Raw genomic sequence first — 20,656 nt, 5'->3', positions numbered from 1 at the left:
AAGAGGCGAGTGTTATTTCCCTTATGTCAGCCTCGTGCCACTCCCCGGTGGACGCTCGCGCGGCGGTTCAGTGCTGGTAGGGGTTCCGGCCGCCGGGAGGCGCGTAACCGGGCTGCTGCTGCGCCGCGCCGTACGGATGGCCGTCCTGCCCGCCCTGGGCCTGCGCCAGCAGGTGGTCGGCCTCCTCCTTCGGTATCCGCCGCTCCCCGCCGCAGAAGGTGCACTGCGTCGCGTACTTCGTGGAGAACGGGAACAGCGGTACGAAGAACAGCGTGAACTTGGTGACCCGCTTGCGCAGGGTGTGTGCCGCGGGGTTGCCGCACCAGCCGCACACCATCGTCAGGACCGCCAACTGGTGGAGATAGCCCCGCGTGCCGAAGATGATCATGATCTGTTCCCTTTCCCCGTGTGTCCCGTGAGCGCCCGCCGGCAGAGCGCCAGCAGCTTCTCGTCCTCGTACGTGTCGTGACTGCCGTACCCGCCGTCCATCGCGTTGTGGCGGCGCACGGAGAGGAGTTCGGCACGCAGTACCTGTGCCGCGTCCGACCCTGCACCAGCGGGGCCCATCCGCGCCAGGCATTCCGCGACCCGGACTCTGACGTGACGGTTGCGCTCCCACGCCGACAGGAGCACCGGCACCGCCTCTCCGGCGCGTCCCGAGACCTCCCACAGGGCGATCGCGGCGTCGACCCGCAGCCACAGCTCGTCGTGCGCCAGCAGGGCCCGCAGCCCCGGCGCCATCACCTCGGCCCGCCGCCCCAGCCCGCCCAGCGCGCTCGCCGCGGCCCGGCGGTCGTGCACCCGCTCCGCCCCCAGGCCCTCGGCCAGCACCGGGAGCACCGCCCCGGCGTCCCCCGTGACCGCCCACAGCGCCTCGGCGGCCTCCGTCGCCGCCGCCGTCCCCGGCCCGCGGATCAGCCGCCGCAGTTCCGGAACGGCGCGGTGCGCAGCCGGCCCGAACGACCGCAGCGCCCGCAGGGCCGCCGTACGCAGCCACTCGCCCCGGTACTCGGGCGCCCCCCGCAGCACCCGCAGCACCTCCGGGGCGGCCTCGCCCGCCCGCAGCACCGTGAGCCCGGCCAGCAGCGGGCTCGCCCGGTCGTACGCGCCCTCGTCCAGGCCGACCTCGCCGAGCCTGCGCCGCAGCGTCCCGGCGAGCGGGGCCGCCGCGTCGCCCAGGCAGCGGATCGCGAAGCCCACGTCGTGCGGGACCTCCGGCCGCTCCAGGGCCGCCGCCAGCGCGGGCAGCACCCGGGGATCGCCCAGTCCGGCCAGTGCCTTCACCGAGGAGCCCAGGCCGGGCGGCCCGCTCGCCCAGTCCTTCACCCACGCCCCGGGATCCCCCGCGACCCGGTCGGCGAGGGCGTCGGCCGCCGGTGCCGCCAGGCCGAACAGCTCCTCCAGCACGTGCGAGGCGGCGTCCGCGAGCCGGGGCTCCGGATCCGTGAGCTGTACCCCGACCAGCGCCACCAGGTCCTCGTACGAACCGCGCCAGGCCCGCATCAGCCCGCCGCTCATCCGTACGGCGTCGATCCGCTGCCAGGGGTCCGGGCTGCGGAGCTGGTCCATCAGCAGCGCCGTACGGTCGTCCACCCGGTCGTCCAGGCCGCTGTGCAGCGTCCGCAGGAGGTCGGCGGCCCACGGGGTGCTGCGGACGGCGGGCTCCTGAGCCGACAGCTCCCGCAGCCGGCCCGCCGGCGTCGGCGCGGCGGCCCGGTCCGCCGGGGCGTCCTCACCACCGGGCGCCCTCACGGCGGGCGGCTCCGGCCGCCGGGGCCGGGAGCGCAGCTCCCGCAGCAGCCCCGACACCACCCGCACGACATCGCCGGGCAGCGCCGCCGGGGCGCACCGGGCGAGCTGGGCCAGGGCCGCCAGCCGCAGCCCCGGCGGATACGCCTCCGCGGCGAGCCGGCTCAGCCAGTCCGCCGCCTGCCCCGCCAGCGGCCGGTGGCGCAGGGCTATCCGCCCGGCGGCCTCGACGAGCGCCAGCCGCACCTCGTCGTCCGCCTCCACGGGCAGCCGCTCCCGCAGCAGCGAGAGCACCCTTCCCGGCCGGCCGTGCAGCGTCGCCAGTGCCAGTGGCGCGGCGAGCCGCACCCCCGGGTCCTCGTCGGCGACCAGGTCCAGGAACACCGAGGACCCGGCGGACACGGCCGCCGCGGCCATCGCGTAGTTCGCCACGCCCTCGATCTCGTCCTCGTCGAGCTCGTCCAGCTCGCTCTCGTCGTCCTCGTCCAGATCGATGCCGCCGATGCTGGTGAGCAGCTCGACGATGCCTCCCCGGTCCCGTATGCCCGGATCGACGGCCAGCTCGAAGAGGAACGGGATGCACGCCAGCGTGCACGCGTACACGTCGCCCTGGTGGTGCACCGCGCCGTACATCCCGTCGAGGGCGCTCTCCCGCTCCGCCGGATCGGCGGAGGCGAGCCCGTACAGGAGCCCCGGCACGTCGTCGGCCGGGCCGTAGGCATGCTCCATCGAGGCCCAGTCGACCTCGTCGATCCCCGTGAACACGCCACACCCTCCCCGTGACTTCCCTCTGCGCGCGGACGCGGCACGAACCGTGCCCGCGAAGCAGCGTCTGCGCAGAGTGTGCACCACGGCCGGGACGATCCACCCTCCACTTGCGGCCTTTCCTCGCCTCACCGGCCGGTGCTGTGAAGGTGCTGTGCGCGCCCCGTCCTGCCCGCGCCCCTCACTCCCCGGGCAGGGCGCGGGCCTGCCGGGGGTCGGTCAGCGGGCCGAGCAGGTCCCCGTGCCGCTCCAGCCGGGCCGCCATGTCGCCCGCCAGGAAGAGGAGTTCACCCGGCTCCCGGCACGCCTCGACCTCGTCCCAGGTGACGGGCGCGGAGACGGTCGGGCTGCCCTTCGCGCGCAGGGTGTACGGGGCCGCCGTGGTCTTCGCCGCGGCGTTCTGGCTGAAATCCACGAACACCTTCCCCGGGCGCAGCGCACGCGTCATCCGGTGCACGGCGAGCTCGGGCAGCGCGCGGCCGATGTCCACGGCCAGCCTTCTCGCGTAGGCCGTCACCTCCTCGGAGGGGGTGGGCTCCAGGGGGACGAGCAGGTGCAGCCCCTTGGAGCCGGAGGTCTTCGCGTACGAGGACAGCCCGTCCTCCGCGAGCCGCTCCCGCAGCCGGAGGGCGACCGCGCAGCACTCGACGACGCCCGCCGGCGGCCCGGGGTCCAGGTCGAGGACCATCCGGTCGGCCACGGCCGGGGAGTCCCGCCGCCACTGGTGGGTGTGGAACTCCACCACCAGGTTCGCCGCCCACATCAGCGACGGCAGGTCCTGGACCAGCACCTGCCGGGCGCCGGGGTCGTCGCCGCGGGGGACCGGGGCGGTGCGCACCCAGTCGGGTGTACCCGGTGGCGGATTCTTGGTGAAGAAACGCAGTCCCTCCGGACCGTCCGGATACCGGAGGAAGGACAGCGGGCGGTCCCGCAGGTGCGGCAGCATCGCACCCGCCGCCGTGGCCGCGTAGTAGTGCAGCACCTCGCCCTTGGTCGTCCCGGTGTCCGGGTAGAGCACCTTGTCGAGATTGCTGAGCGCCAGGCGCCGCCCCTCCACCTCCGTGATCGGCGTCATACGATAAGAATCACATGAAATCGCATGAATGAGGTCATGTCGGGTGTAAGGGGTGAACGGTGAGGTCCATCTGGAACGGCTCCGTCTCGTTCGGTCTGGTCAGCATCCCGGTCAAGCTCATGAACGCCACCGAGAACCACACGATCTCCTTCCGGCAGATCCACCTCGCCGACGGCGGCCGGATCCGCTACCGCAAGGTCTGCGAGCTGGACGAGGAGGAGGTGCCGGCCTCCGGGACCGTCAAGGCGTACGAGGACGCCGACGGCACGGTGATCCCGGTGACCGACGAGGACCTCGCCTCGCTCCCGCTCCCCACCGCCAGGACGATCGAGATCGAGGGCTTCGTGCCGGCCTCGGCGATCGACCCCCTCCAGCTGGACTCGGCGTACTACCTCCGCGCCGACGGCGTCCCGGCCGCCAAGCCGTACGCCCTGCTGCGTGAGGCGCTGCGGCGGAGCGGCAGGGTCGCCGTGGCGAAGTACGCCCTGCGCGGGCGGGAACGGCTCGGCATGCTGCGGGTGGCCGACGACGTGATCGTGATGCACGGTCTGCTGTGGCCGGACGAGATCCGCGCCCCCGAGGGCGTCGCCCCCGACTCCGGCGTCACCGTGCGCGACGCGGAGCTGGACCTGGCCGACGCGCTGATGAACACCCTCGGCGACGCCGATCTGGACACGCTCCACGACGACTACCGCGCGGCGGTCGAGGAACTGGTCGCGGCGAAGGCGGCGGGCGGGCCCGTCGCGCGGGAGGAGGCGGAGGAACCCGGGGGCACGGTGATCGACCTGATGGCGGCGCTGGAGAGCAGTGTCCGCGCGGCGAAGGAGTCGCACGGCCAGGACGGCGGGAACGCGTCGCCCGGGGAGGACGGCGGGGTCGCGGACGTCCACCCCATCCGGTCGGGCGGGGGCGCGGGGAGGAGCGGGAGGTCCTCGAAGCGGGCCCCGAGGACGGCACCGAAGAAGACGGCACCGAAGAAGGCGGCACCTGAGACCGCGGCCAAGGAGACGGCGGCCAAGGAGACGGCGTCGAGGACGGCGGCCCGGCGGACCGGCGGGAAGGAGCGCGAGGCCGGGGGCCCCGCGGCGAAGAGGACGGCCCCCGCGAGGAAGGCCACCTCGAAGAAGGCGTCCGCGAAGAAGGCCGCCTCGGAGGAGACGGCGGCGAAGGGGGCGGCGCCGAAGAGGACGGCCGCCGGGCGGTCCGCTCCGGAGCGGACGGCGAAGAAGCGGGCTTCGGGAGGCGGCGCCCGGAGGCGCACCTCGGCCTGAGCCGTGACCGGTCCGGCCGGGCCCGGGACATGGCGGGCGGTCCCGGGGGCCCGAGCCGCTCGTACAGGTGATGAATCGGCCGTTTCCGTGGCCGGGGGCCACGCGCGGACCATGATGGACACCGGTCCGACGCCCGGCCTCCCCCTGGTCCGGCCGGAGTGCCGGAGCAGTCCGGGGCACACAGGTCCCGGACCGCTCCGGAACGCCGTGCCGCCGACCCCGCGCGCCCGCTCTGCGCCCTGTGCGGGGGGCGGCCAGCCGTAGAGGCTGGGGGAGCAAGGATGCCGGAGGGGTGAACAGAGGGGGCACGATGCAGGATCTCAAGGTCACGTCATGGCAGCTCTTCGGGCACGACCGGCTCTACGTGAACCTGCCGGACGGCACCGCGATCGGATGGGCGGACCGGGGCAGCGGCACGATCACGGTCCTGCACCCGCGTTACCGGGACGCCGTGACCGACGCACTCGCGCGCCAGGTCCCCGGCCTGCCCGCCCTCGTCGGCGAGGACGTCCCGCCCCTGCCGCCGAGCCCGCCCGCGCCGCCCACGGCGCCGAGGATCCCGTCCATGCGGGGCATGCGGAAGCGCGGAGCGGGGCGGGAGACGGCGGCCGGGCCGCCCCCGGTCCCCGGGCCGGCCTCCGTACCGGGGCCGAGGACGGAGCCGGGGGCGAGGACGGAGCCGGAGGCCGCGCCCGGGGCGGACGCGGAGACCGCGCCCGTGTCCGGAGCGCAGGCGGAGGCCGCGCCCGGCCCGTCCGTACCGCCCATCCCGCCCGCCCCGTCCGTCCCGCCTGCCCCGCCCGCTCCGTCCGTCCCGTCGGAGGGGCCGGGGCCGGCGGCCGGTCCCGGCCCGGAACGGACCCGGCGGGCGGACCTGCCCGCGCTGACACCCGCCGGCGACCTCGCGTCGCGACGGCCGGGGGCCGCGCTCCGGGAGCAGCTCGGCGAGAGCGGTACCGGGGCGCTCGTCCGGGTGGCCACCGGCGCGATCCGGCGGCACAAGGACGCGGACCCCCGGCGCGGTGCCCTCGCGGGGGAGCGGCGGGTGGGGGCCGAGCTCAAGCGGCTGACCCGGCACGGCTGGAGGGTGCTGCACTCCGTCCCCCTGCCGGACGGCACCGAGATCGGGCACCTGCTCATCGGGCCCGGCGGGGTGTTCGCCGTGCGCACCGACCACCGCCCCGGGGCGGCCGTACGGATCGGCGACGGCACCCTGCGGATCGACGACGGCGACCCGCAGCCGTACCCGCTCGACGCCGCGCCCGGCGCCCGGCGTGCGCGGGCGGTGCTGGAGGCGCACTGCGCCTTCGAGGTGCCCGTGCGGACCGTGCTGGTGCTCACCGGCGTCACGGCGCTGGAGGTGGTCGCCGCGCCGGCGGACGTGAGCGTCTACCGGGAGCGCCAGGTCTCCGCCCTCGCCCCCCTCACGGGCGTGCTCACCGCCACCCAGGTGGAGCGCGTCTACGACGTCGCGCGGAACGCGGAGGCCTGGCTGGACGCGTGAGCCGGAGGCACGGCCGGTAGATTCCCCCCAGCCGGCCGTGCCGCCGCGGCCCGGAAGGGGAGAACCGCCATGAGACTCCGCTGTGCCGTGCTCGACGACTACCAGTCCGTCGCGTCCACCGCCGCCGACTGGTCCCCCGTCGCCGCCGACGTCGAGGTGGTCAGCTTCGCCGGGCACTGCGACACGGAGGACGAACTGGCCGAGCGGCTCGCCGGGTTCGACATGGTGGTCACCCTCCGGGAACGGGTGCCGTTCCCCGCGACCCTCATCGAACGGCTGCCCCGGCTCCGCCTGATCGTCGCCTCCGGCATGCGCAACACCTCCATCGACTACGCCGCCGCCGAACGCCACGGGGTCACCGTCTGCGGCACCGCCAGCACGGCGGCCCCGCCGGCCGAACTGACCTGGGCCCTGCTGCTGGCCCTGGCGCGCGGCATCGTGACCGAGGCCGACTCCCTGCGCCGGGGCGGACCCTGGCAGTCCACGGTCGGTGCCGACCTGCACGGGCGCCGGCTGGGCATCCTCGGGCTGGGGAAGATCGGCGGCAGGGTCGCCGCGGTCGGCCGTGCCTTCGGCATGGACGTGGTCGCCTGGAGCGCCCGTCTGACGCCGGAGCGGGCGCGGGAGGCGGGCGCCGGGTTCGCCGCCTCGCTGGAGGAGCTGCTGGAGACCAGCGACTTCGTCACCGTGCACCTGGTGCTCGGCGAACGCACCCGTGGGCTGCTCGGCGCGAAGGAGCTCGGGCTGATGCGGCCCGACAGCTACCTCGTCAACACCTCCCGGGCGGCGATCGTCGACCAGGACGCACTGCTGGACGTCCTGCGCAGGGGAGCCATCGCGGGCGCCGGGGTCGACGTGTTCGACACCGAGCCGCTCCCGGCGGACCACCCGATGCGCGGCGCACCGCGCCTCCTGGCCACCCCCCACCTGGGCTACGTCTCCCGGGCCAACTACGCGGCCTACTACGGGGAAGCCGTCGAGGACATCCGCGCCTTCCTCGCCGGAAGGCCCGTCCGCCGGCTCGGCTGACCCGCGGGCCGCGCGCGGGTCAGGGGAGCGAGCGCGTCTCCAGCGGCGCTGCAGCCGCGCCCGGCAGCCTGGTGGTGACGGCGGCAGCCAAGAGGGCGGCCGCCGCGAAGGGAGTTGCCATGTCTCAGCCCGTCGGGACCCTCCGCCCGCAGGTCACCGGTGACCTGTACGCCGAGGTGCAGACCTTCTACGCCCAGCAGATGCGACGGGTCGACGCCCTCGACATCGAAGGCTTCGCCGACACGTTCACGGCCGACGGAGAGGTCGTGCACGCGGGCGGCCAGCGGCAGAGCGGCCGGGCGGAGATGATCGCCGGGATGCGGGCCAACCTGCCCCGCTACCAGGACATCGCCGTGCGGCACTGGTTCGGGCACCTGCTCATCGACGCCGACCCGGCGGACGAGGACACGGTGCGCGTCTCCTACTACACGCTGGTCACCCAGACCGACCGGGAGGGGAAGGTCTCCTTCCAGCCGACCTTCACCGTGGACGACGTGCTGGTCCGCCGCGACGGCCGGCTGCTGACCCTGTCCCGTGTCATCCACCGCGACAGCCCGGTCGCTCCCGCCGCCTCCTGAACGCGGTATCCGGCGCATGGACGAGGGGCCCTTCACGAAGGGCCCCTCGTCCATGCGCCGGACGTCCGCCCGGCAGGCCGTCAGTCGATGCCGCGGCAGATGTGCGGTTCGCTCCCGTCGTCGTCCGGGTCCCCCGCCAGCAGCAGGGGGACCCATCCCGGCGGCTCCTCCGGGGGCGCGGGTGGCGGTACCACCGTGACGCGGTCCAGCAGCATCGTCTCCATCGACGATTCCTCCTTGAGTTGCGCGAGGGGTGCGGTGTGCGGGGCGTACGGTCAGGCGTGGCAGGCCGGCAGCCCCCCGTTGAAGACGACCATCTCCTTGAAGGACGCCGCCACGTCGATGCGGGCCCCCGGGGCGAGCCCTTCGAGTTCCGCGTAGGCGCGGTGCAGGTTCCCCACCAGACGCTCGGGGTCCAGGAACCCGGCGAACGCGCCGATGTCCGCCTCCCGGGCGGCCCGCAGCGGGTCCACGCCGCGCCGCAGACCGTCCTCGGCCAGCCGCTGGAGCAGACGCAGGTACGCCTCCGTCGCGTCGATGAGCTCCGGGCCGCCGACCGGGCCGTGCCCGGGGACCACCACCGCGGGGCCCAGCGCCCGCAGCCGCTCCAGCGCCCGCAGCGAACCGGTGACCGACCCCATCAGGACGTACGGGGTCACCCCCGACCAGACGACGTCACCGGTGAACAGCACCCCGCGCTCGGGCACCCACGCCACGACGTCGTTCGCCGTGTGGGCGGGCCCCACGTGGAGGAGCTCGGTGCGCGGCCCGCCGCCGTGCAGGGTGAGCTCGTCCCGGAAGGTGAGCGTGGGAAGCGTCAGCGGGGTCTCGCCCCACTCCACGTCCGGCCACAGGTGGCGCAGCCCGAGCCCCGCCTCCTCGGTGTCCGCCCGGGTCCCCGCGTGCGCCACGATCACCGCGCGGGGTGCGAACAGGCCGTTGCCGAAGGTGTGGTCGCCGTGGAAGTGCGTGTTGACGACGTGGTCCGGGCCGTCGGGCACGATCCGGGCGATCTGCCGGCTCAGGTGCCGGGTCCGGGACTCCGTCGCCGCCGTGTCCACCAGGACGGAGCGGCCGCCGCCCGCGACCAGGCCCGCGTTGTTGAGGCACCAGCCGCCCTCGGGCTGGACGAAGGCGTACACGTCGTCGGCGACCGGGACCAGCGATCCGGGCGGCGCCACCCGGCGGGTCGCCGTCGTCACCGGTCCTCCCCGTGCGCGGCGGGGGTCAGCCGGCCGAAGCGGCCGTGGTGGAAGAGGAGCGGGTCGGGGGCCGACCGGCCGCCGGACAGGGCGACCACCCTGCCGATGAGCAGCGTGTGGTCCCCGGCCGCGTACTCCGCCTCCAGGACGCACTCGAGATACGCCTCCGCGTCGGGCAGCACGGCGTTCCCGGTGATGCCCTCCTCGGCGGACAGCCGCAGCATGGCCTCCGTGCCCTCGGACCGGTCGGGGCGGCAGAAGTGCTGCGCCAGGCCGCGCTGCGCCTCGCTCAGGACGTTCACCGCGAAGCTCCCGGCACGGGAGATCCGGGGGCGCATCCGGCCGTCGGCCTTCACGGACACCAGGATCAGCATCGGGTCGAGCGACACCGAGGTCAGGCTGTTGAGCGTCATGACGATGGTGTCCTCGCCGCTTCCCCGCGTGAGCAGGGTGACGCCCGTGGGGAATCTGCCCATCGCGGTGCGGAAGGCGGCCGCGTCGGGTTCGGCCAGCAGTGCGCCGGCGGTCACAGGAGGCATGTCGGGTACTCCGATTCTGCTCGTGCCCTCAGGGCCGTGGATGACGTGCGGATGAGCACGGCGGGCTCAGTAGTTGCCGAGTCCGCCGCAGACGTTCAGCGCCTGGGCGGTGATCGATCCGGCGGTGTCGGAGGCCAGGTAGCCGACCAGGCCGGCCACCTCCTCGGGGGTGGAGTAACGGCCCAGCGGGATCTTCGCGTTGAACTTGTCCTGGATCTCCTGCTCACTGACGCCGTAGTGGCCCGCGTAGCCCTGGCGCACGCGCTGCGCCATCGGCGTCTCGACGTACCCCGGGCAGACGGCGTTGACGGTGATCCCGGTCGGGGCGAGTTCCTTGCCCACGGCCTTGGTGAAGCCGATCACGCCGTGCTTGGACGCCGAGTAGGGAGCGGCGAGCTCCACGCCCTGCTTCCCGCCGGTGGACGCGATGTTGATGATCCGGCCCCAGTCGCCGTCCCGCATCAGGCCGGCCGCGAGGACCTCACGGGTGACACGGAAGGTGCCGTTCAGATTGGTCTCGATCACGTCGTCCCAGAGGGAGTCCTCGATCTCGGCCGTCACCCCGCCGCCGCCCCGGCCCGCGTTGTTGACCAGGATGTCGATGCGCCCGTACGCGGCGACCGCGGCGCGCACCGCCTCCTGGATCTGCTCCAGGGACGTCACGTCGCACACCGTGCCCGCCACCTCGAGGCCCTCCTCGCGGAGCTGCTTGACCATGGTCCGCACGTTCTCGGCGCCGCGCGCCACACCGAACACCGCGACGCCCTGCCGGGCGAGCAGCTCGGTCACGGCCAGGCCGATACCGCTGGTCGCACCGGTGACGAAGGCAACTCGTCGTCCCGCGTCTGTCATCGTGCTCTCCTCATCGCTCGTGCCGGTCCTGTCCGGAGGCTCGACGGTGGGCCCGGGGCCTTGCGGGGTTCTCGCACGCCGGTGGACCCGGGGTGGAGCGCGGGCCCTCCAGCCGGACTGGACACGGGGCCTAGCGCGGACCGTCAGCGTGGGCGCCATTCGATGCGGCGACCGGGCGGACACCCGGCTGGAGCGAGGAGGCCCCGTGGCCGAGCAGACGCAGACCCTGCCCGACGTCAGGAAGTCGGTGACCGTGGCGGCGACGCCCGACGACTGCTTCAAGGTCTTCACCGAGCGCCCCGGGGACTGGTGGCCGCCGAGCCACATCCTGGTGCGCAAGGAGCGGGCCGGCCTGGCCTTCGAGGCGGGCGTGGGCGGGCGGTACTACGAGTGGGACGTGGAGGGCACCGAGGTCGCCTGGGGACGCGTCCTGGAATGGGTGCCCGGCCGCCGCGTCGCCATGACCTGGCGGATCGACCCCAACTGGCAGTCCATCCCCACCGACGACGGGGCGAGCCGGATCGAGGTGGACTTCGAGGCCGTCGACGAGGGCCACACCAAGGTGTCGCTCGCGCACGTCGAGCTGGACCGGCACGGTCCGGGCGCCGACCGCATCTTCAGGGCCCTGGACGGGCCGAGCCCGGGGGAGACGCTGGAGCGCTTCGCGCGGGCCGTCGCGAACGGGGCCGCGGCATGAGCGTCATCGACGCCCCGGCGGTCACCGGGGCCACGGACACGGACCTGGTCACGGCCGCCGGCCGGCTGCGGCTGCTCGCGGCCCTGCACGCCGCCGACGCGGACACCGGGCGCGTGCTCTCCCGCGAGGTCACCGAGGCGATACGCGAGGCCGGGTTCGCCCGGCACTTCGTGTCCGCCCGCTTCGGCGGAACGGAGGGCTCCTTCGCGGAGCTGACCCGGGCCGTCGTCTCCGTCGGCGAGGGCTGTGCCGCCTCGGCGTGGTGTGCGTCGCTCGCCGCGTACTCGGCGCGCTTCGCCTCCCACCTGCCGGAGGAAGGGCACCAGGCGCTGTGGGGCGCCGGCCCCGACACCGTCGTGGCGACCGGCCTGATGCCCGCCGGGCGGGCCAGGCCCGTGGACGGCGGCTGGCGGGTCACCGGCCAGTGGGCCTACGTCAGCGGGATCGACTTCGCGGACTGGGCGATGGTCTGCGCGGCCGTCGGCGGCGGGGAGGGCCCGCCGCAGCTGCGCTTCTTCACCCTGCCCCGGGGCGCGTACACCGTGCGGGAGACCTGGGACAGCGTCGGCATGCGGGCCACCGGCAGCCACACGGTGGCCGTCGACGACGTGTTCGTGCCGGCCCACCTGTCGTTCGACCGCACCGACATGCTCACCGGCCGCAACGCCACCTCCCGGGTGGACTCCCACAACGTGCCCTTCCAGGCCGTCGGCGGACTCACCTTCATCGCTCCCGTCGTCGGCGCCGCCACCGGCGCCCTGGCCGCGTGCGCGGGTTCGGTCACCGGCCGGCGCCGCAACCAGACCGCCGAGCTGACCATGGTCCGCGCGTCCGGCCGGGTCGACGCGGCACGGCACCTCGTGGAGCAGAACGCCCAGGTCCTGGACGGGCGGCTGTTCACCCCCGAGCACATGGCGCGCAACGAGCGCAACGCCACCTACGCCGCCGAGACCCTCCGTGAGGCGGCCGCGCTGCTGGTCGGCGCGGCCGGCACCGGGGGCCTCGGCGAGGGGCACGCCCTCCAGCGGTTCTGGCGGGACATCACCTCGGCCACCAGCCATGTCGCGCTCCAGTACGACACCGCGGCCCGGAAGAACTACGCGGCCGTGCTGCTGGGCCCCGCCGAGTGAGGCGGACCGCCGCACGGCGGGAGGGGGCGTCCGGGAGGTTCCGGGCGCCCCCTCCCGCGTGTGCGGGCGCCCGGCGGACTCCACTTCGGGGCGACTTGGCCTCCATCGGCGGTCCGTACGTTGAGGCCCGACCCGTAACGCCCCAAGCGGAGGTTTCGTCGTGACAGTCACCCAGGAGACAGCCACCCAGGAGACGGCGCCCCAGGGCACCGGCTGCCCGGTGGCCGGCACGTTCCCCTTCACCGGATCCAGCTACCGCGGCCCAGCCCCCGAGTACGGCCGGCTGCGCGCCCGGCAGCCGGTGGTGAAGGTGCCCACCGCGGGAGGTGTGGACGCCTGGCTGATCACCCGTTACGAGGACGTGCGCAGGCTCTCCGCCGACCCCAGGCTCAGCCGCGCACAGGCCTGCGGCGACGGTGCGCCACGGGTGGGCGGCACGATGCACACCACCCCCGAGATGATCATCTCGCTGGACGCCCCCGAGCACTCGCGGCTGCGCAAGCTCGTCGCCGGCGCGTTCACCATGCGGCGGGTCGAGCGCATGCGGGAGAACGTCCAGCGGGTCACCGACGAACTGCTCGACGACATGGAGGCCAAGGGCGGCTCCGTGGACCTCGTCCAGCAGCTGGCGGTCCCGCTGCCGCTCACCGTCATCGGCGAGCTCCTGGGCGTACCGTCGCAGGACCTGAGGGAGTTCGAGCAGTGGGCCCGTGCCTTCGCGACGGTCGACGACCGGGCCGGCGGTGAGGCGTCCCTGCACGCGCTGGGCAAGCTGAGCGAGTACATCGTCGGGCTGATAGCCGAGAAGCGGGCCAACCCCTCCGACGACATGCTGTCCGAGCTGATCGCGGCCCGCGACGACGACGACCGGCTCAGCGAGCCGGAGCTGGTCACCTTCGGCTTCACCCTGATCGGGGCCGGGTTCGACACCACGGCCAACCAGCTGGCCAACTCCGTGCTGGCCCTGCTGGCCGACCACCGGGGACAGTGGCGGTACCTCGTCGAGGACCACTCCCGCATCCCGAAGGCGGTCGAGGAACTCCTGCGCCACGTCAACCTGTTCGCCACCGACACCTCCGGCTTCCCGCGCATCGCGGCCGAGGACATCGAGGTCGGCGGCGTGACCATCCCGAAGGGCGACGCCGTCCTGCTGTCGCTCGCCTCGGCCAACCGGGACGCCGACGTCTTCGACGACCCGGACCGGCTCGACCTGGCCCGCGAGCGCAACCCGCACATCTCGTTCGGCCACGGGATGCACTACTGCCTGGGCAAGCACCTGGGACGGATGGAGATGGAGATCGCCATCGAAGGCCTCGTACGCCGCTTCCCGGACCTCAGGATCGCGGTCCCCGAGAGCGAACTGCCCTGGCACACCGGGGAGATCAACCACACGCTGACCAGCCTCCCGGTGGTACGGGGCGACTGAGCCGGCGCGGGAACGGCCCCGGCCCCCTCCTCCTTCACCAGCGCGGCCGAAGGAACGAGGGGGCCGGGGCCGTTCCGCGCGCCCGGGGCCCGGCGGCACGGGCCGCGCCCGCCTCCCGCTCGCGGGAGCGGGAGGCGGGCGCGTGGGGCGGGCGCGGACGGTACGTCAGGAGGCCGGGAGCCCGGAGACCCGGGTCGCCGTGGAGTCGACGTCGACCGGGCCCTGGAGCGGCTGGTTCGCGGCGACCATGACGAAGGCGTACGCGGTGGTGCTGAACGTCCGGCCGGTGATCCGGCCCATGTGGACGGCCTGGACGTCGCCCGGGATCGCACCGCCCTCGGCGCCCCCGTGGTTGATGTAGAAGGCGATGGTGCCGTCCGCCTTCTCCGTCCAGAACCCGGTGGCGGCGTACAGCGGCTGGCCGTTCCCGTCCGGCGGGCCCTCGGCGGTCAGCTGGTGGTTCGCGAGGAAGACGAACCTCGGGGTCGTGGTCGATATGCCGTCGGGCGCGTGGACGTTGACCGTGAGGTCCCAGACCCCGGCCAGCGAGACCCGGGCACGCGGGTGGTGCGCCTTCTCACCGGCGGCCGCCGACGCGGTGCCGAAGCCGGCCAGCAGTGCCAGCACGGCCAGCCAGACGCCGAGGACCCGCATCGGGACCGGACGGGGGCGCCGGGACGGCGCGGGGGCGGTGGACGTCGCGCCCGCGGGCGCCGACGTGGTTTCAGGCATGGACGGACAGCCTTTCCTCGGTGGTGGTGCGGGACGGTGATGCGGTGGTGGGGGTGCGGGGGAGCGCCTTGAGGTCGAAGCCCGGCCGGCGGACGGTCCCGGGCGACAGGTCGGTGCCGGCCGTGAGCAGCCGGCGCGCGATGCCGTGGTCGGCCGGGCGGTTCACCGACTCGACGCCGGTCAGCCGGCCCCCGCGGAAGCAGAAGACGGAGAAGCCGCCGCCCGCGGGGTCGCCGACCGTGACCGTCTCGTCGTGGCCCGCCGTCAGCCCCGCGATCTGCAACCGGAGCGCGTACTGGTCGGACCAGAACCACGGCACCGCGCTGTACGCGTACGGCTCACCGCAGATCGCGGCGGCCACGCACCGGGCCTGGTCGGTGGCGTTCTGGACGGACTCCACGCGGACGTGGCGGCCCGCGTGCGGGCTGGGGAAGCGCGCGCAGTCGCCGAGGGCGAAGATGTCCGGGTCGCTGGTGCGCAGCCCCGCGTCGACGACGACGCCGTCACCGACCAGCAGGTCGGCGGCGGCCGCCAGTTCCTGGTTCGGCAGCACACCGACGCCGACCACGATCAGGTCCGCGGCGATCCGCTCACCGCCGTCCAGCTCCATGACCTGGACCCGGCCCTCGCCGTCGCCGGACAGCGCGACCACCTCGCGGCCCAGCAGGACGCGTACGCCCCGCGCACGGTGCTCGGCCACGATCCGGTCCGACATCCCGGGGGTGAGCGCCCGGGCCAGGGCCCTGGGCTGCGCCTCCACCACCGTCACCTCGTGGCCGAGGCCGCGCGCGGTCGCCGCCACCTCCAGGCCGATGAAACCGGCGCCGACCACGACGAGTCTGCGCGGCGGCCCGCTGAGCCGCAGCCGCAGGTCCTCCGCGTCGGCCAGGCCGCGCAGCGTCAGCACCCCGGTCAGCGAGGCACCGGGCACCGGCAGGGTGCGGGGGCGGGAGCCGGTCGCCAGGACCAGGCTGCCGTAGGGCAGCCGCAGCCCGGAGTCCAGCAGGACGGTGCGCCGTTCGCGGTCCACGGAGGCCACCCGGTCACCGGTCAGCAGCTCGATGTCCTGCCCGGCGTAGAACGACGGGGGCCGCAGGGCGATCTCCTCGGCCGGCACCGTGCCCGCCAGGTAGCCCTTCGACAGCGGGGGACGGCTGGAGGGGCCCGGCCGCTCGTCGCCGATGAGCGTGATCCGGCCCCGGTAGCCCCGGCCGCGCAGGGCGCAGGCGGTGTCGGAGCCCGCCTGGCCCGCGCCGACCACGACGACCGCGTGCGCGGCCATCAGCTCTGCGCCTCGGGCAGGTGGACCAGCAGCCCGTCGATCTCGTCACCGACGGGCAGCTGGCAGCTCAGCCGGCTGAACTCGGTGCGCTCGCAGGCGGTGCCGTACAGCACGTCGTCCTCGACGGAGTCCATCTCGGGCAGCGGCAGCGTGTTCGCCTCGTCGACGTACACGTGGCAGGTGCCGCACTGGGCGGAGCCGCCGCACTGTGCCTCGATGCCGTCGATGTTGTTGAGCTTCGCACCGCGCATGACCGTGTTGGGCGCCTGGACGTCGACGACGGTGACGGTGCCGTTCGGATGCTTGTAGGTGATCTTGGCCATGGCGAGCTCTCCTCGTGGAATGGCGGCCGGCCGTCCGGAAGTACGGCTCCGGACTGTGGGATACGGCCCTTCAGTCCCGGTGGAGGGGATCTCGACCGGGACGGCCCGCGCGACCGGGGCGCCGCACGGGGTGCACCGGCGCTCGACCACGCGTCCACACGCGGTCCGGCGGCGGTCCATCAGGGGGGCGCAGCGTGCCCGCATGACTGTGACCGATCGGACACGACAGACGCCCGCCCCGCCCGGCAGGGCCGCCCCCCGGACCGGCCTGGTGCTCGTCGCCTGCTGTCTGGGCCAGTTCATGAACGTGCTCGACGCCTCGGTGGTGAACGTGGCGCTGCCCGTCATCGCCGGCGACCTGGACTTCGACCGGCACAACCTGCAACTCGTCAACAACGCCTACACCGTGGTGGTCTGCGGTTTCCTGCTGCTCGGCGGCCGGCTCGCCGACCTGTTCGGCCAGCGCAGGATCTTCCTGTGCGGCGTCGCGCTGTTCACGCTCGCCAGCGCCGTCGGGGGAGTGGCCGGTGCCCCGGGGACGCTGATCCTCGCCCGCGCCTTCCAGGGGCTCGGCGCCGCCGTCATGGCGCCCGCCACGCTCACCGTGCTCGGCACGACGTTCACCGAACCCGGCGCGAGGGCACGGGCCTTCGGCTGGTGGAGCGCGGTCTCCGGCACGGCCGGGGCGATCGGGGTGCTGGCCGGCGGTGTGATCACCGAGTGGTTCTCCTGGCGCTGGATCTTCCTGGTCAACGTGCCCATCGGGCTCGCCCTGCTCGCCGCCGTCCGCTGGGTGGTGCCGGAGACCCGGCCGCAGGGCGAGGGCCGGGCCCTGCACCGCCTGGACCTGCCCGGCGCGGTCACCGTCACCCTCGGGCTGATGAGCACCGTGTACGGGGTCTCGGAGTCCCACGTGTACGGCTGGACCTCCGCGCGGGTGCTCGGACCGCTGCTGGCCGGGGCCGCGCTCCTCGCCGCCTTCCTGGTGATCCAGGCACGGTTCGCCCGGCACCCCCTCGTACCGCTCGGAATCTTCCGCAACCGGTCCGTCGCCGCCGCCAACCTCGTCGCGTTCTTCGGTATCGCGGCCCTCTTCAGCACCTTCTACTTCTTCACCCTGCTGCTCCAGCAGGTGCTCGGATACAGCCCGCTGGTCACCGGCCTGAGCTATCTGCCGCTGTCGCTGGGCATCGCCCTCGGCGGCTGGGGCATCTCCTCCGTCGTGCCCCGCACCGGCCCGCGCCCGGTGCTGCTCGGCGGCCTCGCGCTGTCCGCCGTCGCCCTGTTCTGGCTCTCCCTGCTGGACGCGGACGCCACGTACACCGTGGACGTGCTGGGTCCCGCCGTCCTGCTCGGCTTCGGCATGGGCGCGGTGCTCAACGCCACGACCAACGCCGCCACCGCGGGGCTCCCCGGCCACCAGGCCGGGCTGGCCTCCGGGCTGCTCAACACCACCCGGCAGCTCGGCAGCGCGGCCGGGCTGGTGACCCTGGCCGCCCTGTCCGCGGCCCGCACCGACGCGCGCCTCGCCGCCGGGGCGGGCACCACGGACGCCCTCGCCTCCGGCTACGGGCTGGCGCTCACCTGCGCGGCCCTGTTCGCCGTCGCCGGGCTGGCCGCCGCCCTGTTCGTGCCGGTCCGGGAACGTTCCAGTGCCTCTCTAGGCGGACCGAAGAGGCTGGCGGCCTGACGAGAACGGAGGTGTGCGGCGGTGAGCGAGTTCCACACACAGCGGCCGGCCTGGTCGCCCGCACCGGACGACGACCGGACCGAGCACGCGACGATCGAGGTCCCCCGCGACTACACGGACCCCGGGGGAGAGCGGATCACCCTCGCCCTCAGCCGCCGCAGGGCCACCGACCCGGCGCGCCGGCGCGGTGTCCTGCTGGCCGTCAACGGCGGCCCCGGCGGCGACTGGGGACACGGCCTCGGGCTGCCCGGCCGGTTCGCCGGGACCCCCCTGGAGGAGGTGTACGACCTCATCGGCTTCGACCCGCGCGGCACCGCCGGGTCCACCCGGCTGTACGCCGAGGTGGCCGTTCCCTCCCAGCCGTTCGACTCGCGCCCGCCGGACGCCGCGTTCGCCGGGCTGGCCGAGGACATGCGGCTGCGCGAGGAGGCGTGCGCGCGGGGCGGCGGCGAGCTGCGCCGCCACATCAGCACCCCCAACACGGCCCGGGACATGGACGTGATCCGCGCCGTGCTCGGCGAGGAGCGGATCAGCTTCGTCGGCTACGCCTACGGCGCCTACGTCGGAGCCGTCTACGGCAGCCTCTTCCCGGCCGGCCTGGACCGCCTGGTCCTTGACTCCTGCGTCGGGCCGCAGTGGACCTGGCGTGAGCAGTTCCTCCAGCAGGGCGACGCCGTCCAGCGCAACGTCGACCTGTGGGCCCGCTGGACCGGCGAGCGGCACGGCAGCTTCGGCGTCGGCGCCTCGGCCGAGCAGGTGCTCACCACCGTGGAGGAGGCCGTCGCCGCCCTGGAGTCGCTGCCGCGGGACGCCGTACGGCTGCGGACCCTGTTCGACGGGGCCGTGGGCAACCGGGCCGCCGACCGCGGCCGGTGGGCCGACCTCGCCGTCCTCGTCGCCGGGGTGCGCCGCGCGGCCGGCGAGGGCGACACCGCGGCCTGCCGTGACCTGCTCGCCGAACAGGGGACCTGGCGGCCCGCGGACAACGAGGGCGATCTGCGCGTCGGCGTCCTGGAGGCCATCACGCTGGAGCACGCCTGGCCGGTGGACCTGGAGGTGTACTACCAGGACATGCGGGAGTTCCGTAAGCGGTTCCCCTACGGCTACGGGGTGCTGCGGGCCTCGCCCTGGGTCGGCGCCTTCCGCGCCTTCGAGGCCGCCGAGGAGCCGGTGCGGATCACCCGCGACGGCTACGCGCCGGGGCTGATCGTGCAGGCCGACGGCGACCCCATGGACCACTACGACGGCGGCGTGGCCATGGCCGGGCTGACCGGCCACCACCTGCTCACCGTCGAGGACTCGGGGGAGCACGAGGTGTACGTGCTGGGCGGCAACCCGCACGTCGACGCCGTCGTGCACCGCTACCTCGTGGACGGCACCCTGCCGCCCGCCCGCTCCGCGTGCCCGGGCCGCACCCCGCGCCCGGACGTCCCCGCGGACGCGGCCTGAGCGGTCGGGTCCGAAGCGGCCCCGTGCGAGGCAGCGCCTCCACGGTGCCGCGCAACCGTGTCAACTGTGGAGGTGCTGTTGTGACCGTGACCGAGTACGGGAGCCCGTCGTCGCCGGCCGGCGAGGACCGGGAGACGGACGTGTTCCCCCTCGCCGGTTCGTCCTACCGCTGCCCCGCCCCGCGGTACGCCGGGCTGCGGGCCGGCCGGCCCGTCGTACGGGTGCGTACCGAGGGCGGCGTGGACGCCTGGCTCGTGACCGCCTACGACGAGGCCCGGGAGGCACTGGCGGACCCCCGGCTGAGCCGGGCCGAGACCGTCAGACCCGGTGCGCCCCGGATCGGCGGGGCGATGACCTCGACGCCCGAGATGATCATCTCGATGGACGGGGCCGAGCACTCCCGGCTGCGCCGGCTCGCCGCCGGGGCGTTCACCGCCCGCCGGATCGAGATGATGCGCCCGGGCATCCAGCGCATCGCGGACGGACTGCTCGACGGACTCGCCGGGGCCGAGGGGCCCGTCGACCTGGTGGAGCGGTTCACCGTGCCGATGCCGCTGACGGTCATCGGTGAGCTGCTGGGCGTGCCGATGAGGATCCTGCGGCTGTTCGCCGCCAACGCGCGGGACTTCGTCACCGTCGACGACCAGGCCGAGGGCTCCGACTCGGTCAACGGGCTCGCCAAGCTCAACGAGTACATGGTCGAGGTCGTCGCGGAGAAGCGTGAGAACCCCACCCAGGACCTGCTGTCGGACCTGATCACGGCCAGGGACAGCGGGGACCGGCTCAGCGAGACGGAGCTGGTGACCTTCGCCTTCACCCTGATCGGGGCCGGCTTCGACACCACGGCCAACCAGCTGGCCAGCTCGGTCCTGGCGCTGATCGCGCACCACCGCGACCAGTGGGACCGGCTGGCCGAGGACCGTTCCCTGATCCCGAGGGCGGTCGAGGAACTCCTGCGGCACGTCAACCTCTTCTCCACCGACTCGGCGGGCAACCCGCGCATCGCGGTGGAGGACATGGAGCTCGGCGGGGTGCGGATCGCCAAGGGCGACGCGGTGGTGATCGCGATCTCCTCGGCCAACCGCGACGAGCGCGTCTTCCCCGACCCGGACCGCCTCGACCTCGGGCGCTCCCCCAACCCGCACCTCTCCTTCGGCCACGGCATGCACCTGTGCCTGGGCAAGCAACTGACCCGGATGGAGCTGGAGATCGCCCTCGACGGCCTCGTCCGGCGCTTCCCCGGCCTCCGGCTCGCCGTGCCCGAGAGCGAGGTCCCCTGGCACCTGGGCGGGATCAACCACGCCCTGGAGACCCTGCCGGTCACCTGGTAGTCCCCGGACCGAACCGGCCGAGCCCCCGCCCT

General features: G+C 74.4%; 20 protein-coding genes. 10 read left to right on the top strand and 10 right to left on the bottom strand.

Annotated elements, in window-relative coordinates:
• Positions 1-67: 67 nt before the first annotated feature.
• The 3 genes from ACFVS9_RS22590 to ligD all read right to left on the bottom strand — a co-directional run bounded on the left by ACFVS9_RS22590 (position 68) and on the right by ligD (position 3,589).
• A complete protein-coding gene (locus ACFVS9_RS22590) occupies positions 68-388 on the bottom strand; it encodes a zinc-ribbon domain-containing protein (RefSeq protein WP_383114329.1) in 321 nt (106 codons plus the stop codon).
• Complete coding sequence (locus ACFVS9_RS22585; protein WP_389934833.1) at positions 385-2,514, bottom strand: PBS lyase; 2,130 nt, start codon at positions 2,512-2,514, stop codon at positions 385-387. Before ACFVS9_RS22585 ends, ACFVS9_RS22590 begins: the two co-directional genes overlap by 4 nt.
• A gap of 181 nt (positions 2,515-2,695) precedes the next feature.
• Complete coding sequence (ligD, locus tag ACFVS9_RS22580; protein WP_383114327.1) at positions 2,696-3,589, bottom strand: non-homologous end-joining DNA ligase; 894 nt, start codon at positions 3,587-3,589, stop codon at positions 2,696-2,698.
• 59 nt (positions 3,590-3,648) lie between these two features.
• Between ligD and ACFVS9_RS22575 the strand changes: the two genes are divergently transcribed.
• From ACFVS9_RS22575 to ACFVS9_RS22560, 4 genes are all read left to right on the top strand, one after another.
• A complete protein-coding gene (locus ACFVS9_RS22575; protein WP_389934829.1) occupies positions 3,649-4,860 on the top strand; it encodes a Ku protein in 1,212 nt (403 codons plus the stop codon).
• Positions 4,861-5,170: 310 nt separating this feature from the next.
• Positions 5,171-6,364 (top strand): nuclease-related domain-containing protein, encoded by a 1,194-nt coding sequence (locus tag ACFVS9_RS22570; RefSeq protein WP_389934826.1) that lies wholly within the window; start codon positions 5,171-5,173, stop codon positions 6,362-6,364.
• A gap of 69 nt (positions 6,365-6,433) precedes the next feature.
• Positions 6,434-7,393: a D-2-hydroxyacid dehydrogenase family protein gene (locus tag ACFVS9_RS22565; protein WP_383114324.1), complete on the top strand. Its 960-nt coding sequence runs from the start codon at positions 6,434-6,436 to the stop codon at positions 7,391-7,393.
• Positions 7,394-7,512: 119 nt separating this feature from the next.
• A complete protein-coding gene (locus tag ACFVS9_RS22560) occupies positions 7,513-7,971 on the top strand; it encodes a nuclear transport factor 2 family protein (RefSeq protein WP_383114323.1) in 459 nt (152 codons plus the stop codon).
• Between the two features lie 80 nt (positions 7,972-8,051).
• Here ACFVS9_RS22560 and ACFVS9_RS22555 read toward each other — a convergent pair whose 3' ends face one another.
• The 4 genes from ACFVS9_RS22555 to ACFVS9_RS22540 form a co-directional block, all read right to left on the bottom strand.
• A complete protein-coding gene (locus ACFVS9_RS22555; protein WP_383118943.1) occupies positions 8,052-8,195 on the bottom strand; it encodes a hypothetical protein in 144 nt (47 codons plus the stop codon).
• Between the two features lie 51 nt (positions 8,196-8,246).
• Positions 8,247-9,173 carry an MBL fold metallo-hydrolase gene (locus ACFVS9_RS22550; RefSeq protein WP_389934821.1) on the bottom strand — a complete coding sequence of 309 codons (927 nt, stop codon included), beginning with the start codon at positions 9,171-9,173 and terminating at the stop codon, positions 8,247-8,249.
• The gene (locus tag ACFVS9_RS22545; protein WP_389934818.1) at positions 9,170-9,712 is read right to left on the bottom strand and encodes a flavin reductase family protein; all 543 of its coding nucleotides are present in this window, start codon (positions 9,710-9,712) and stop codon (positions 9,170-9,172) included. The genes ACFVS9_RS22550 and ACFVS9_RS22545 overlap by 4 nt, the downstream gene beginning before the upstream one ends.
• 66 nt (positions 9,713-9,778) lie before the next feature.
• Entirely contained in the window at positions 9,779-10,564 is a 786-nt protein-coding gene (locus tag ACFVS9_RS22540; protein ID WP_383118940.1) for an SDR family NAD(P)-dependent oxidoreductase, read from the bottom strand.
• A gap of 205 nt (positions 10,565-10,769) precedes the next feature.
• Here ACFVS9_RS22540 and ACFVS9_RS22535 point away from each other — a divergent pair, with 205 nt between their 5' ends.
• The 3 genes from ACFVS9_RS22535 (at position 10,770) to ACFVS9_RS22525 (ending at position 13,817) form a co-directional block, all read left to right on the top strand.
• Positions 10,770-11,261, top strand: coding sequence for an SRPBCC domain-containing protein (locus ACFVS9_RS22535; protein WP_383118939.1), 492 nt, complete (start codon positions 10,770-10,772; stop codon positions 11,259-11,261).
• Positions 11,258-12,391 (top strand): hydrolase, encoded by a 1,134-nt coding sequence (locus ACFVS9_RS22530; RefSeq protein ID WP_389934814.1) that lies wholly within the window; start codon positions 11,258-11,260, stop codon positions 12,389-12,391. Before ACFVS9_RS22535 ends, ACFVS9_RS22530 begins: the two co-directional genes overlap by 4 nt.
• 160 nt (positions 12,392-12,551) lie before the next feature.
• The gene (locus tag ACFVS9_RS22525) at positions 12,552-13,817 is read left to right on the top strand and encodes a cytochrome P450 (RefSeq protein WP_383118937.1); all 1,266 of its coding nucleotides are present in this window, start codon (positions 12,552-12,554) and stop codon (positions 13,815-13,817) included.
• 165 nt (positions 13,818-13,982) lie between these two features.
• Here the strand turns inward: ACFVS9_RS22525 and ACFVS9_RS22520 are convergent, their stop codons facing one another.
• From ACFVS9_RS22520 to ACFVS9_RS22510, 3 genes are read right to left on the bottom strand one after another with little or no spacing between them, the layout of a single operon-like run.
• Positions 13,983-14,549, bottom strand: a complete 567-nt coding sequence (locus tag ACFVS9_RS22520; RefSeq protein ID WP_383118927.1) for a hypothetical protein — start codon at positions 14,547-14,549, stop codon at positions 13,983-13,985.
• Entirely contained in the window at positions 14,542-15,831 is a 1,290-nt protein-coding gene (locus tag ACFVS9_RS22515; RefSeq protein ID WP_383118926.1) for an NAD(P)/FAD-dependent oxidoreductase, read from the bottom strand. Before ACFVS9_RS22515 ends, ACFVS9_RS22520 begins: the two co-directional genes overlap by 8 nt.
• A complete protein-coding gene (locus ACFVS9_RS22510; RefSeq protein WP_383118925.1) occupies positions 15,831-16,154 on the bottom strand; it encodes a 2Fe-2S iron-sulfur cluster-binding protein in 324 nt (107 codons plus the stop codon). The genes ACFVS9_RS22515 and ACFVS9_RS22510 overlap by 1 nt, the downstream gene beginning before the upstream one ends.
• Positions 16,155-16,356: 202 nt before the next feature.
• Here ACFVS9_RS22510 and ACFVS9_RS22505 point away from each other — a divergent pair, with 202 nt between their 5' ends.
• The 3 genes from ACFVS9_RS22505 to ACFVS9_RS22495 all read left to right on the top strand — a co-directional run bounded on the left by ACFVS9_RS22505 (position 16,357) and on the right by ACFVS9_RS22495 (position 20,624).
• Positions 16,357-17,844, top strand: a complete 1,488-nt coding sequence (locus ACFVS9_RS22505) for an MFS transporter (protein WP_389934810.1) — start codon at positions 16,357-16,359, stop codon at positions 17,842-17,844.
• A gap of 21 nt (positions 17,845-17,865) precedes the next feature.
• Entirely contained in the window at positions 17,866-19,293 is a 1,428-nt protein-coding gene (locus tag ACFVS9_RS22500) for an alpha/beta fold hydrolase (protein WP_383118923.1), read from the top strand.
• Positions 19,294-19,373: 80 nt separating this feature from the next.
• Positions 19,374-20,624 (top strand): cytochrome P450, encoded by a 1,251-nt coding sequence (locus ACFVS9_RS22495; RefSeq protein WP_383118922.1) that lies wholly within the window; start codon positions 19,374-19,376, stop codon positions 20,622-20,624.
• The last annotated feature ends 32 nt before the right edge of the window (positions 20,625-20,656 follow it).

It is taken from the genome of Streptomyces sp. NPDC058008, assembly GCF_042886395.1.
Taxonomy (GTDB): domain Bacteria; phylum Actinomycetota; class Actinomycetes; order Streptomycetales; family Streptomycetaceae; genus Streptomyces.
Note: the sequence above shows the minus strand (reverse complement) of the source record. Positions and strands in the feature narration are given on the sequence as shown.